Origin of the sequence: Pseudomonas sp. BF-R-19 (genome assembly GCF_019956445.1) — a bacterium.
GTDB classification, from domain to species: Bacteria; Pseudomonadota; Gammaproteobacteria; order Pseudomonadales; family Pseudomonadaceae; genus Aquipseudomonas; species Aquipseudomonas fluorescens_BH.
This window is the reverse complement of the sequence record NZ_JAHBDN010000049.1, coordinates 21787-34206: the sequence shown is the minus strand read 5'-3', so window position 1 is coordinate 34206 and position 12420 is coordinate 21787. Positions and strand designations below refer to the sequence as shown.

The following is a 12420-nucleotide window of genomic DNA, read 5'->3' as shown; positions in this document are numbered from 1 at the left end:
CGCTATGACAAACCCATCCCCGACCGTTTCCATGGCGGATAAAGTTGCCCTGATCGACAGCATCTGCGCGAAAGCGCGGATTCTGCCAGTGATCACCATCGCCCGCGAGCAAGACGTTCTGCCGCTGGCCGACGCCCTCGCGGCCGGTGGCCTGACGGCCCTGGAAGTGACCTTGCGTTCGCAATTCGGCCTCAAGGCCATCCAGATTCTGCGCGAGCAGCGTCCGGAACTGGTGACCGGTGCCGGCACCGTGCTGGATCGCCACATGCTGGCGGCGGCGGAAGCGGCCGGCTCGCAATTCATCGTCACGCCGGGTATCACCCGCGATCTGCTGGAAGCCAGCGTCGCCAGCCCGATTCCACTGTTGCCGGGCATCAGCAATGCCTCGGGCATCATGGAAGGCTATGGTCTGGGGTATCGCCGCTTCAAGCTGTTCCCGGCCGAAGTCAGCGGCGGCGTTGCAGCCATCAAGGCTTTGGGCGGCCCGTTCGGCGAAGTGAAATTCTGCCCGACCGGCGGCGTGGGACCTGCCAACATCAAGAGCTACATGGCATTGAAAAACGTCATGTGCGTGGGCGGTAGCTGGATGCTTGATCCGGAGTGGATCAAGAACGGCGACTGGGCCCGCATTCAGGAATGCACTGCCGAGGCTTTGGCGCTGCTGGACTGATCGCTTCACCCTACACCTCGTTGTGTGTTCTACGGCTTTACGGTGCGCTTGGTCGGTGCACCGTTTTTTTTTGCCCGAAACAAGCAGGTACGACTCGAAACCTGTGGGAGCGGGCTTGCTCGCGAAGGCGGCGTGTCAGGCAACAATCATGTCGACTGATACTCCCCCTTCGCGAGCAAGCCCGCTCCCACAAAGACACCATGCGATACATAGTTACCGCATACCAAAAATTGCCTGGCGTTAACCTGCGTCCATCTTATGGAAGAGAGAACGTCATGGACGCTACCGCCTCAGTTGCACCCGCAGCACCCGTTTACCTGCTGTCCCCCGAACAGATTGCCGGCCCGTATTTCCGCAACCCCAAACTGATCCGCAGAAACATCAGCGAAGGCGCCGAAGGCGTTCCGTTGGTGCTGCGGCTGACCATCATCGATGCCATGACCGGTGAGCCGGTCCCCGATGCGCTGGTGGACATCTGGCAATGCAATGCCCGCGGTGCCTATTCGGGCTGGGGCAAGATCAACCCGGACGTCGAGGTCGATACTGGTGACATCGGCGCCGTCCCGCGAACCGATGACGATACCTACCTGCGCGGCGGGCAGTTCACCGACAAGTCGGGCATCGTGCGCTTCACCACGATCTACCCGGGTTTTTACGCCGGCCGCGCCTTGCACATTCACGTCGCCGTGCGCATCACGGCCGGCAACAACTATCTGCAAGAACGGCATGTCGCCTGGGTCGGGCAGCTTTACCTGCCGGAGGTGGCCTCGCGCTCGGTACTCGGCAGCCGACCGTACAGCGGTCGAGCCGTGCCGGTGCTGACCAACGATCAGGACTTTTTTTATACAACCATGGGCGGTGAAGAATCGACCTTGAGCGTGCACACCCTGGGGCGGGATTCGGCCGAAGACGGATACTTCGGGCAGATGACCATCGGCATCGACACGTTCGCCGTGTCGACACAGATCAAGCCCGAGGACTTTGACAAGTACACCGTCTGACGTCAGCCCAGTTCGGTCAGTGCCCTGGCCAGCACATCCATGTCGGCCGCGGTGGTGGTAAGCCCTGGGGTAATGCGGATGCACGGACCGCATGCCGCACCGCTGCGGGTCACGGTGAACAGGTTGTATTCATTGAGCAGGCGCTGGACCATGAGTTGCTGGTCGGCATGCCGGGTAAAGCGCATCGAGGTGATGCCGCAATACAGGCGCGGGTCATCCGGGGTCAGGACTTCGACGCCCGGCAACCGCCGCGCCGTAGCGACCCAGCGGTTGCGCAGATAATTGAGCCGCGCACCCTTGGCCGCAGCACCGCCCATCGCCCAATGTTCTTCAAGCACCAGCGGCAGGGTCAGCAGCGCCGGGATATTGGGGGTGCTGTACGAGGTACGGGCGCGAATGTCAGTGGGCGGAAAATGCATCTCGCCCATGTCCGGGTCGATATCGGCCAGGCGTTCGGGAGCGATGTAGATAAAACCGAGCGTCAGCGGTGCGCCGATCCACTTGTGCAGATTGAAGCCTGCGAAGGCGATACCCAGTTCGGTGAGGTCGAATTCGAGTTGGCCGAGAGCATGGGCCCCATCGAGGATGACATCGATGCCATGCTCCTTCGCAGCGACCGCAATCGCCTGCACCGGCATCACCAGGCCCGTGCGATGGGTGACGTGGGTCAGGGCCATCAGCTTCAGCCGCGGATGCCGTGCGAAGGCTTCACGATAGGTATTGAGCAGGCTGTCGAAGGTGGCTGGGTGTGCGTGTTCGATCTCGATCACTTCAACGCCGCGATTACGCGCCAGCCAGCGCATGGCGCCTTTGACCGTGTCGTATTCCAGGTCGCAAACCAGTACCTGATCGCCGGGCTGCAGCCGGTTGTAGTTGCGGATCAGCGACTGCAAACCTTCCGAGGCGTTGCGGGTCAGGGCAATGCTGTCGGCGGGTACGCCAATCAACCTGGCCAGTTGCGCGCGGATCTTCAGGCTGTCGCCCTGTTCGTAACGCTGGCGCACGTACACCGAATTGCTGCGGTTGATCAGCTCGATGTTGCGCTGGTATTCCTCGACCACCGTGCGCGACATACGTGCGAAGTAACCGTTCTCCAGGTTGAGCGGGCCAGGTTCGACATCGTAGCGGTCGGCAAAGGTTTGCCAGAAGGCTTCATCACGGGCGCGGCGGGTGTTGTCGGGCATGGGCTACTCGGTAGGTGATTCAGTGGCGCGGGGCAGGTTTGCCGTGTTTGGCGCGCAGCGGTTCGAGCAAGTCCGACAAACCGTTGTGATCGATTTCCTGCATCAGGGCCAGCAGGCCGCCCAACTCGCCGTGAGGGAAACCCTCCCGGGCGAACCAGTTCAGGTAAGGGCCGGGCAGGTCGGCAATGATTCGGCCCTTGTACTTGCCGAAGGGCATTTCGCGGGTAATCAGCAGTTCGAGCTTTTCAGGATTCATCAATCGGTCGTCTTGATTCGGTCAGTCTGGAAAATACAGGCATTCTGCATGCAGGCCAAATGACAGATCATGCAAATAAAACGGATACAGATTTTCTGATAATAAGTAACTATTTGAAAAATAAAGAATAAGTGAGCAGTTCCGGGCTGGCATGCAGGGTGCACTACTCATTGCATCTTTCATCAACCGCGAGGAACTGAAAAATGACCGACATGAACAAAGAAGCGATTTCTGTACTCAACGACCTGATTGAAACCAGCAAGGACGGTCAGGCTGGGTTCAAGACCTGCGCTGAAGACATCAAACACCCTGAACTCAAAACCCTGTTCATCAAGCGTTCGACCGATTGTGCGACGGCCGCAGCGGAATTGCAGTCTGCCGTGCGCTCGATGGGGGGTGATCCGCAAACCTCCACCAGTGTCAGCGGCGACCTGCATCGTCGTTGGGTCGACGTGAAGTCGATGTTCACCGGCAAGGGCGAGGAGGCCGTACTCAATGAAGCCGAGCGCGGTGAAGACCATGCGTTGAAGGCTTACCGCGACGCCATGGAGAAAATCAACAAGCACAATCTGGTGGGCATTCGCGACCTGGTTGAGCGTCAGTACCACGGCGTGCAGCGTAACCACGATCAGGTCAAAGCCCTGCGTAACCAGGCGCGTGCACGTTCGTAAGCCTGGCTGAAACAACTGTGGGAGCGGCGGTGCGACGATTCGACTTGCTCGCGAAAGCGCCAGATCAGTCAACATCAATGTTGAATGTCAGGCCCTCATCGCGAGCAGGCCCGCTCCCACATTGTTTGTTTTTGACCAGTCAATCAGCCAATGCTGATCGCTGGCAGCTCCGTCAACGTCACGCTCTGTTGCTTGCGTGGTGCGAGGATTTCCGCCTCGCCATCCACCACCAGTTCATCGCGCTGGTTGAACACGCGAGTGGCAATGCGCACGCGAAACTTCGGCAGTTTTTCGAGGATTTCCAGGCGCACGGTCAGGGTGTCGCCGATCTTCACCGGTTTCTGAAAACTCATTTGCTGGCCGATGTAGATGGTCCCCGGGCCAGGCAATTCGCAGGCGACCGCCGCGCTGATCAACGCGCCGCTGAACATGCCGTGGGCGATGCGCTCCTTGAACATGGTGCTGGCGGCGTATTCGGCATCCAGGTGCACCGGGTTGTGATCGCCGGACATCGCGGCGAACAACTGGATGTCGCGCTCTTCGACGGTCTTGCTGAAACTGGCGGTCTGGCCGACTTCGAGGGCTTCGTAAGGGGTGTTGGTAACCTGGGTCATCTGTCTCAATTCCTGTGACGAATTAAAAAATTCACAAAAAACTATTCGGATCGGTGCGGCCGAGGAGCGCTCAAGGCCTGTGCGATCCAGTTCAGTACATCGGCGATGATTTCATCGCGGTTGCTCTCGTTGAACAGTTCGTGTCGCGCCTGCGGGTAAACGGTCAGTTGCAGATGCTGGCTGCCGGCCGCCCGCAATGCGTCGGCCAGATCGTTGAGACGTTTGCCTTCGCTCACCGGATCACATTCGCCGCCAATCACCAGCAGCGGCAGGCCCGGATCGATCTGGGCGAGATTGGACGCTTTGCTGATTTGCTGCAAGCCGCCGAGCAAATCGATCCACAGTTGATTGGTGCAGCGAAAACCGCAGAGCGGGTCGTTGACGTACAGATCGACCTGCGCCGGATCACGGCTGAGCCAGTCGAACGGCGTGCGTGCCGGTTTGAATTTGTTGTTGAACGAGCCGAACGACAGCCATTCGATCAATGCGCTGCGTCCTTTGCGGCCCTGGCGCAGGCGTTCGAAACGGGCGATTTGCCGTGCCGCGCGATAAAGCGCCACAGGCTGGAAGTTCGAGCCGCTGAGGATTGCCCCGTGCAGGCTGGCACTGTGGTGCAGCAGATAGGCCTGGGCGATGTAACTGCCCATGCTGTGACCGAGCAGCACGATCGCAACGCCAGGGTGTTGCTGGCCGATGTGCTGGTTGAGGCAGGCCAGGTCGCTCACGACCTTGCACCAGCCATCGTCATCGGCGAAATGCCCGAGGGTCCCGTTTTCGGCAGTTTTGCCATGTCCACGCAGGTCCGGCGCGCACACGCCATAGCCCTGTTCACAGAGTTTTTCCGCCAGGGGGCCATAGCGACCGCTGTGTTCGGCCATGCCGTGGGCCAGCAGAATCATTGCCTTGAGGCTGCCGTCGGGAAGCCACTGGTTGACGAAGAGGCGGCTGTGGTCGCTCGTGGTCAGCCAGAAAGTGTCATGGATCATGGCGGTTCCTTTGCATGAGGCTGCTTTGTCTGAAACAGCTCGTTGCAGTTTATAGCGCATCCTTGGCTGGGCGTCTGATCAGCCTACGCCACGGCGAATAGATTCATGCGGTCAATGACGGCCGTGGGCATATTTGCCTGCTCCGTCATAACTGCTAGTGTCCGTGAAGCTCCGCTTTTTGCATTTTTTTTGAAAAGTGACAGAAAAGTGGCCCCGGATAGATTCAGGTAAAGAGGACAACAACAATGCAACCTGATTTCTGGAATGACAAACGCCCGGCCGGCGTACCCCTGGACATCGATCTGGGAACCTACAAGTCGGTGATCGAGGTGTTCGAGCGTTCCTGCAAGAAGTTTGCTGACCGCCCTGCGTTCAGCAACATGGGCGTGACCCTGACCTACGCCGAACTGGAGCGCCAGAGCGCCTCCTTCGCCGGCTACCTGCAAGCCCACACCGACCTGGTGCCGGGGGACCGCATTGCGGTGCAGATGCCCAACGTCCTGCATTACCCGATTGCCGTGTTCGGTGCCTTGCGCGCCGGATTGATCGTGGTCAACACCAACCCGTTGTACACCGCGCGGGAAATGCGTCATCAGTTCAAGGATTCCGGTGCCCGGGCGCTGGTGTACCTGAACATGTTCGGCCAGAAAGTCCAGGAAGTCCTCCCCGACACCGATATCCAGTACCTGATCGAAGCGAAGATGGGCGACTTGATGCCCACCGCCAAGGGATGGCTGGTCAACACTGTGGTGAGCAAGGTCAAGAAGATGGTCCCGGACTATTCCTTGCCCCAGGCCGTTTCTTTCAAGCGTGCGTTACACATGGGCCGTGGCCTGGGTATCAAGCCACTGAGCGTCGGCCTCGACGACATCGCCGTGCTGCAATACACCGGCGGCACCACGGGCCTGGCCAAGGGCGCGATGCTGACCCACGGCAATCTGGTGGCGAACATGCAACAGGCACGGGCCTGCCTCAGCCAGTCGGCCAGCGACGGTCAGCCGCTGCTGCGCGAAGGCCAGGAGGTGATGATCGCGCCGCTGCCGCTGTACCACATCTATGCCTTCACAGCGAACTGCATGTGCATGATGGTGACGGGCAACCACAACGTGCTGATCACCAATCCGCGGGACATCGGCGGCTTCATCAAGGAGCTGAAGAACTGGCGGTTCTCGGCGCTGTTGGGGCTCAACACGCTGTTCGTCGCGCTGATGGATCACCCGGACTTCAAGACCCTGGACTTCTCCAGCCTCAAGCTCACCAATTCCGGCGGTACTGCGCTGGTCAAGGCCACCGCCGAGCGTTGGGAACAACTGACCGGATGCCGCATCACCGAAGGTTACGGCCTGACCGAAACTTCGCCGGTGGCCTGCACCAACCCCTATGGCGACCAGTCGCGGATCGGCACGGTCGGCATGCCGGTGCCGGGCACCACGCTGAAAGTCATCAGCGATGACGGCGTCGAACAACCGCTGGGTGAGCGTGGCGAACTGTGTATCAAAGGCCCGCAGATCATGAAGGGTTACTGGCAGAAACCCGATGCCACGGCCGAAGTGCTGGATGCCGAGGGCTGGTTCAAGTCCGGTGACATTGCGGTGATCGACCCGGACGGTTTCGTGCGCATCGTTGACCGCAAGAAGGACATGATCATTGTCTCGGGCTTCAACGTGTACCCGAACGAGATCGAAGACGTCGTGATGGCTCATCCGAACGTCGCCAACTGTGCGGTCATCGGTGTGCCCGACGAGCGGTCGGGGGAGGCGGTGAAGCTGTTCGTGGTGGCCCGTGAGGCAGGGGTCAGCCTTGAAGAGTTGAAGGCTTACTGCAAGGAGAACTTCACGGCGTACAAAGTACCGAAGCACATCGTACTGCGTGAGTCGTTGCCGATGACACCGGTGGGCAAGATTTTGCGGCGGGAGTTGCGTGATATCGCCTGATGGGTGAATGGCCGCGCTTCGCGCGGTTCGCGGGCAAGCCACGCTCCCACAGGGATCTATATAGATCTTGTGGGAGCGGGCTTGCCCGCGATGCTTTTCGGCGGACGCTAAAGCCCCGGTTTTCGTGGGTTACAGGGCTTTATAGGTTTTTTGCTCTAAAATGACTGCTTGCAAGTCTTGAGTCACGATTGTGACCGTAGAGGCCGCTTTTGGCTCTAGTCGACCCTTGGCAAAGCTGCTACTCTCGGCGCGCTTTGTGACTTCTCGGCCTTCTATCAGCCAGATTTACCAATGGCCAAACACCAATAATAATCGCATCAAATGCGGTGCTGAATTCGCGTTGCTGAGGAGTGGGCTTCCATGATCGAAGACTTTTGGAAGGATAAGTACCCAGCTGGGATTGCTGTCGACATCAATCCAGACGAGTATCCGAATATTCAGGCAGTGTTGAAGCAATCCTGCCAACGCTTCGCCAACAAGCCGGCATTCAGCAACCTGGGCAAGACACTCACCTACGGTGAACTGTACGAATTGTCCGGTGCGTTTGCCGCCTACCTGCAACAGCATACCGATTTGCAGCCTGGCGATCGAATCGCCGTGCAACTGCCCAACGTGTTGCAGTACCCGGTAGCCGTCTTCGGTGCCATCCGCGCCGGGCTGATCGTGGTCAACACCAACCCGCTATACACTGCGCGGGAAATGGAACACCAATTCAACGACTCCGGTGCCAAGGCCCTGGTCTGCCTGGCCAACATGGCGCACCTGGCGGAAACCGTGGTGCCGAAAACCGGCGTCAAGCATGTGATCGTCACCGAAGTCGCCGACCTGCTGCCGCCGCTCAAGCGACTGCTGATCAACAGCGTCATCAAGTACGTGAAGAAAATGGTGCCGGCCTATCACTTGCCCAAGGCCGTCAAGTTCAACGACGTGCTGAGCAAAGGCCTGGGCCAGCCAGTGGCGGAAGCCAGTCCGGCCAGTGGCGATGTCGCGGTGCTGCAATACACCGGCGGCACCACCGGCGTGGCCAAGGGCGCGATGCTGACCCACCGCAACCTGGTGGCGAACATGCTGCAGTGCAAGGCGCTGATGGGTTCCAACCTCAATGAAGGTTGCGAGATCCTGATCACGCCGCTGCCGCTGTACCACATCTATGCCTTCACCTTTCATTGCATGGCGATGATGCTGATCGGCAACCACAACATCCTGATCAGCAACCCGCGCGACCTGCCGGCGATGGTCAAGGAACTGTCGAAGTGGAAGTTCAGCGGCTTCGTCGGCCTGAACACGCTGTTCGTGGCCCTGTGCAACAACGAAGGCTTCCGCAAGCTGGATTTCTCCGCGCTGAAAGTCACCTTGTCGGGCGGCATGGCCCTGCAACTGGCCGCGGCCGAACGCTGGAAAGCGGTGACCGGTTGCGCCATCTGCGAAGGCTACGGCATGACCGAAACCAGCCCGGTGGCGACGGTCAACCCGATCCAGAACATCCAGATCGGCACCATCGGCATTCCGGTGCCATCGACCCTGTGCAAAATCATCAACGATGCCGGTGTCGAACAATCGATGGGCGAAATCGGCGAACTGTGCGTGAAGGGTCCGCAAGTCATGAAGGGTTACTGGCAGCGCCAGGAAGCCACGGATGAAATCCTCGACAGCGAAGGTTGGTTGAAGACCGGTGACATCGCGCTGATCCAGCCCGATGGCTACATGCGCATTGTCGATCGCAAGAAAGACATGATCCTGGTGTCCGGTTTCAACGTGTACCCGAACGAACTCGAAGACGTGCTGGCCACCCTGCCGGGCGTGCTGCAATGCGCGGCCATCGGTGTACCGGACGAGAAGTCGGGCGAGGCGATCAAGATTTTCATCGTCGCCAAGCCGGGCGTGACCCTGACCAAGGAACAGGTGATGGAGCACATGCGCGCCAACGTCACCGGCTACAAGGTCCCGCGCGCCGTGGAGTTCCGCGATGCGCTGCCGACCACCAACGTCGGCAAGATCCTGCGTCGTGAATTGCGCGATGAAGAGCTGAAGAAGATCAACGCGAAGAAAGCCACCGCGTAATCAACAAAAAGCCCCGCAGATGCGGGGCTTTTTTTGGATGCCTGATAAGTCATTGGTGCCTGTCAGGTCGTCTTCGCGAGCAAGCCCGCTCCCACATTCGACCGCATTCTTGCTGGAGGAACTCGGTTAAATGTGGGAGCGGGCTTGCTCGCGAAGCTTTTGCTTTTTATTGGCGAAACGGCGCGAAGTTGACGTTGGTGCCCGCCGGGCGCATGTCCTGCAGGAAGGAGTCCTTGTCGGCGCTCAGTTCCAGGCTCAATGCTGCCTTGCGCTTGCCTTCATTTCGCACCACCAGGCCTTCGAGCTTCTCGCGCAGGAACACGGTCGGCACCTTCAGGTGCAGCAGCTCGTCGGTGTCCGGCGTGTGCATCAGCAGGTGAATCCACTCGTACTGACCGATTGCAAGGCGCGTCACCGGGAGGTCGAACCACCAGATGTTGCGGTTACGGTTCAGTTCGGCGAAGTGGCAGTTGTTGACGCCAAGCACAGCACCGCCGAGTTCCTGGTTTCTGCGGGCAATGGCCTGCTTTTTATCGAGTTTCATAACGTTCCTACGGGATTGGATCTTCAGCGCCAAGGCCTGAATGTGATGCGCATTCTCAGGGGTTGGCCCGTAAACATAAAGCCCAACCTGCACTGAACGATGAAATGTCGTGGTGAAATAAATGAAACTCCCTGCAAAAGCCCTCGGTCAACCTTGTGTAACGGCTTTCCTGCATTGAAATGTCTTTAATGAAAAGAAGACGCGGCCATCTTCAGATGGCCGTTTTTGTGTCAGCCTGAACTTGCACGCTGAATTTGTTTCAAAGTCGCCAACTGGGCTACCTTGATGAAAGAAAACAGCCCCTGAGTCGCCACGACTTCAACCCAATCCGTATGCGGCGAATGGAGACGCGAATGATTTTCCCGGACATGAGAGGCTTGCCCCTGCACCGTGTGATGATGCGCACGGTCACCGAGTTCATCGCCGACGAAATGTCGACCTATGCCTCGGCGCTGGCCTATCAGATGCTGTTTTCGCTGTTTCCGTTCATCCTGTTCCTGATTGCCCTGATCGGCTTCCTGCATCTGCCCGACTTCTTCTCCTGGCTGCGCCTGCAATCGGAACTCGTGTTGCCGCCTCAGGCGCTGGAGCAGGTCAACCCGGTGATCGACCAGTTGCAGCAATCCAAGGGCGGCTTGCTGTCAGTGGGTATCGTGATTGCGCTGTACACCGCCTCCGCCGGTGTGCGGCTGATGATGAGCGCGATGAACGCCGCCTACGACGTGGTAGAAGGGCGCCCGCTGTGGAAACGCTTTCCGTTGTCGATCATCTACACCGTCGGCATTGCCGGCATGCTGCTGATCGCCGCAGCGCTGATGGTGCTCGGGCCGCAGGTGATGAGCTGGATCGCTGCGCAGGTCGGCCTTGAGTACTTCATCGTCACCCTCTGGACCATCGCGCGCTGGCCGGTGATCGTGATCCTGCTGATGGTCGCGGTGGCGTTGATCTACTACGTCATGCCCGACGTCAAACAGGAATTCCGCTTCATCACCCCAGGCTCAGTGCTGGCGGTGGTGGTATGGATCATCGCCTCCTTGGGCTTCGGTTTGTACGTCAAGGAGTTCGCCAACTACAACGCCATGTATGGCAGTATCGGTGCGATCATCGTGCTGTTGCTGTATTTCTACATTTCCGCCGCGGTGCTGCTGCTGGGCGCGGAGATGAATGCCGTGATCGAGCACATGTCGCGAGAGGGCAAGGACCCTGGCGAAAAAGTGGCTGGCGAGCATGGTCCCGTCCATGAGGAAAAACACCACGTGTCGGGGCTGGGCCGCGATCACTCACACAAACCGACCATTGATGAAACCTGATCATGATTCGTGAAATTCTGAAAATGGGCGATGAGCGCCTGCTGCGCATTGCCTCGCCAGTGCCGGCCGAAATGTTCGACAGCCCCGAGCTGTGGCAACTGATCGATGACATGTTCCAGACCATGGAAAGTGTGGGGGGCGTTGGCCTGGCTGCTCCGCAGATCGGTGTCGACCTGCAACTGGTGATCTTCGGCTTCGAGCACAGCGAGCGTTATCCGGATGCCGAGGCCGTGCCGCAGACGATCCTGATCAACCCGTTGATCACACCGCTGAGCCCGACCCTGGAAGAGGGCTTCGAAGGCTGTTTGTCCGTGCCTGGCCTGCGTGGCGCGGTGCAGCGTTACCAGCAGATTCGCTACGAAGGCGTCGACCCCAAGGGCGAGCCCATCGTACGCATCGCTTCGGGGTTTCATGCACGGGTGGTGCAGCATGAGTGTGATCACCTGATCGGCCGCCTGTACCCGTCGCGCATTACCGACTTCAGCAAGTTTGGCTTCACCGAGGTGATGTTCCCGGACCTGGACCCCAACGCGGACGATTAGATCACTGCAAAGCCCTGTGGGAGCGGGCTTGCTCGCGAAGAGGCCCGGTCAGTCAATATTGCTGGCGACTGATACACCGCCTTCGCGAGCAAGCCCGCTCCCACATTTTGATCTCGATTACTTCGGCGCCAACCCCATCGCAATCATCGGCTTGCTGCGCGCATAACGGCTCAACCGTTCAACCATCGCGTAAGGCATCGGCGGATCGAACGTAAACCCGCGCCGCTCATAAAACCCCCGCAAGTCCGGATGACAGAACAGCCACACCGGCAGTTCGCACTCCTTCACTGCAGCCGCAATCAACCCGGCGGCAAGCCCTTGTTCGCGACAGGCCGGATCGACCAGCAAGCCGGTCAGCCAATGCCCGCCGGACACCGGACGCAAACACAGCACGGCAACAATCTGCTCACGCCGGGCCACCCACAGCTGCGCGTCGCGCACGGCTTTCATCGACGATTGGTGAGCGCGGTAGAACTTGTTCATCAATGGCCATAACGGCTCGTCGAGCAGGGTGAATTGAGTATCGGGCATGGTCTCGGACTGTCGGTGTGCAAAGCGGGCGATTATAAAAGAACGCGCGCGCCGGGATAGGTGTATACCTGATCTCACATCCCCATGAGTGGAGTACGCATCATGTCCAAAGGTCT

Annotated in this window: 13 protein-coding genes; 7 read left to right on the top strand and 6 right to left on the bottom strand. The window is 59.2% G+C overall.

Translation table 11 applies throughout. From position 1 onward, the window contains the following. The first annotated feature begins 4 nt into the window (after positions 1-4). Positions 5-670 carry a bifunctional 4-hydroxy-2-oxoglutarate aldolase/2-dehydro-3-deoxy-phosphogluconate aldolase gene (locus KGB28_RS13470; RefSeq protein ID WP_008050561.1) on the top strand — a complete coding sequence of 222 codons (666 nt, stop codon included), beginning with the start codon at positions 5-7 and terminating at the stop codon, positions 668-670. Positions 671-945: 275 nt separating this feature from the next. Then, positions 946-1671, top strand: coding sequence for an intradiol ring-cleavage dioxygenase (locus KGB28_RS13465; RefSeq protein WP_223445775.1), 726 nt, complete (start codon positions 946-948; stop codon positions 1669-1671). A gap of 2 nt (positions 1672-1673) precedes the next feature. Here the strand turns inward: KGB28_RS13465 and KGB28_RS13460 are convergent, their stop codons facing one another. Beyond that, complete coding sequence (locus KGB28_RS13460; protein WP_223445773.1) at positions 1674-2855, bottom strand: aminotransferase class V-fold PLP-dependent enzyme; 1182 nt, start codon at positions 2853-2855, stop codon at positions 1674-1676. A gap of 19 nt (positions 2856-2874) precedes the next feature. Then, positions 2875-3111: a DUF3820 family protein gene (locus tag KGB28_RS13455; RefSeq protein WP_003227425.1), complete on the bottom strand. Its 237-nt coding sequence runs from the start codon at positions 3109-3111 to the stop codon at positions 2875-2877. A 203-nt stretch (positions 3112-3314) separates the two neighbouring features. Between KGB28_RS13455 and KGB28_RS13450 the strand changes: the two genes are divergently transcribed. Next, complete coding sequence (locus tag KGB28_RS13450) at positions 3315-3782, top strand: ferritin-like domain-containing protein (protein WP_151213937.1); 468 nt, start codon at positions 3315-3317, stop codon at positions 3780-3782. Positions 3783-3925: 143 nt separating this feature from the next. On the opposite strand, the gene KGB28_RS13445 is transcribed toward KGB28_RS13450, so the two are convergent. Together KGB28_RS13445 and KGB28_RS13440 are read right to left on the bottom strand one after the other, a co-directional pair. Further along, positions 3926-4396: a MaoC family dehydratase gene (locus tag KGB28_RS13445; protein ID WP_007974451.1), complete on the bottom strand. Its 471-nt coding sequence runs from the start codon at positions 4394-4396 to the stop codon at positions 3926-3928. A gap of 41 nt (positions 4397-4437) precedes the next feature. Continuing rightward, the gene (locus KGB28_RS13440) at positions 4438-5382 is read right to left on the bottom strand and encodes an alpha/beta hydrolase (RefSeq protein ID WP_223445771.1); all 945 of its coding nucleotides are present in this window, start codon (positions 5380-5382) and stop codon (positions 4438-4440) included. A gap of 245 nt (positions 5383-5627) precedes the next feature. Between KGB28_RS13440 and fadD2 the strand changes: the two genes are divergently transcribed. Both fadD2 and fadD1 read left to right on the top strand, forming a co-directional pair. After that, positions 5628-7316: a long-chain-fatty-acid--CoA ligase FadD2 gene (gene fadD2 / locus KGB28_RS13435; protein ID WP_223445769.1), complete on the top strand. Its 1689-nt coding sequence runs from the start codon at positions 5628-5630 to the stop codon at positions 7314-7316. Between the two features lie 360 nt (positions 7317-7676). After that, positions 7677-9377: a long-chain-fatty-acid--CoA ligase FadD1 gene (fadD1, locus tag KGB28_RS13430; protein WP_223445767.1), complete on the top strand. Its 1701-nt coding sequence runs from the start codon at positions 7677-7679 to the stop codon at positions 9375-9377. 166 nt (positions 9378-9543) lie between these two features. Here the strand turns inward: fadD1 and KGB28_RS13425 are convergent, their stop codons facing one another. Further along, positions 9544-9921: a hypothetical protein gene (locus KGB28_RS13425; protein WP_150757893.1), complete on the bottom strand. Its 378-nt coding sequence runs from the start codon at positions 9919-9921 to the stop codon at positions 9544-9546. A 353-nt stretch (positions 9922-10274) separates the two neighbouring features. Here KGB28_RS13425 and KGB28_RS13420 point away from each other — a divergent pair, with 353 nt between their 5' ends. Both KGB28_RS13420 and def read left to right on the top strand, forming a co-directional pair. Beyond that, the gene (locus tag KGB28_RS13420; protein ID WP_046042267.1) at positions 10275-11231 is read left to right on the top strand and encodes a YihY/virulence factor BrkB family protein; all 957 of its coding nucleotides are present in this window, start codon (positions 10275-10277) and stop codon (positions 11229-11231) included. 2 nt (positions 11232-11233) lie between these two features. Then, on the top strand, positions 11234-11773 hold the full coding sequence (def, locus tag KGB28_RS13415; RefSeq protein WP_223445764.1) for a peptide deformylase: 540 nt from the start codon (positions 11234-11236) through the stop codon (positions 11771-11773). A gap of 117 nt (positions 11774-11890) precedes the next feature. Here def and KGB28_RS13410 read toward each other — a convergent pair whose 3' ends face one another. Continuing rightward, positions 11891-12304 (bottom strand): GNAT family N-acetyltransferase, encoded by a 414-nt coding sequence (locus KGB28_RS13410; RefSeq protein WP_223445762.1) that lies wholly within the window; start codon positions 12302-12304, stop codon positions 11891-11893. Positions 12305-12420: the final 116 nt, after the last annotated feature.

What these genes read in the sequence shown, in the direction of transcription:
- KGB28_RS13450 (WP_151213937.1), top strand. Translation starts at nt 3,315, where the DNA reads ATGACCGACATGAACAAAGAAGCGATTTCTGTACTCAACGACCTGATT.
- KGB28_RS13445 (WP_007974451.1), bottom strand. Translation starts at nt 4,396, where the DNA reads ATGACCCAGGTTACCAACACCCCTTACGAAGCCCTCGAAGTCGGCCAG.
- KGB28_RS13470 (WP_008050561.1), top strand. Translation starts at nt 5, where the DNA reads ATGACAAACCCATCCCCGACCGTTTCCATGGCGGATAAAGTTGCCCTG.
- fadD1 (WP_223445767.1), top strand. Translation starts at nt 7,677, where the DNA reads ATGATCGAAGACTTTTGGAAGGATAAGTACCCAGCTGGGATTGCTGTC.
- KGB28_RS13440 (WP_223445771.1), bottom strand. Translation starts at nt 5,382, where the DNA reads ATGATCCATGACACTTTCTGGCTGACCACGAGCGACCACAGCCGCCTC.
- KGB28_RS13465 (WP_223445775.1), top strand. Translation starts at nt 946, where the DNA reads ATGGACGCTACCGCCTCAGTTGCACCCGCAGCACCCGTTTACCTGCTG.
- def (WP_223445764.1), top strand. Translation starts at nt 11,234, where the DNA reads ATGATTCGTGAAATTCTGAAAATGGGCGATGAGCGCCTGCTGCGCATT.
- fadD2 (WP_223445769.1), top strand. Translation starts at nt 5,628, where the DNA reads ATGCAACCTGATTTCTGGAATGACAAACGCCCGGCCGGCGTACCCCTG.
- KGB28_RS13455 (WP_003227425.1), bottom strand. Translation starts at nt 3,111, where the DNA reads ATGAATCCTGAAAAGCTCGAACTGCTGATTACCCGCGAAATGCCCTTC.
- KGB28_RS13425 (WP_150757893.1), bottom strand. Translation starts at nt 9,921, where the DNA reads ATGAAACTCGATAAAAAGCAGGCCATTGCCCGCAGAAACCAGGAACTC.
- KGB28_RS13410 (WP_223445762.1), bottom strand. Translation starts at nt 12,304, where the DNA reads ATGCCCGATACTCAATTCACCCTGCTCGACGAGCCGTTATGGCCATTG.
- KGB28_RS13460 (WP_223445773.1), bottom strand. Translation starts at nt 2,855, where the DNA reads ATGCCCGACAACACCCGCCGCGCCCGTGATGAAGCCTTCTGGCAAACC.
- KGB28_RS13420 (WP_046042267.1), top strand. Translation starts at nt 10,275, where the DNA reads ATGATTTTCCCGGACATGAGAGGCTTGCCCCTGCACCGTGTGATGATG.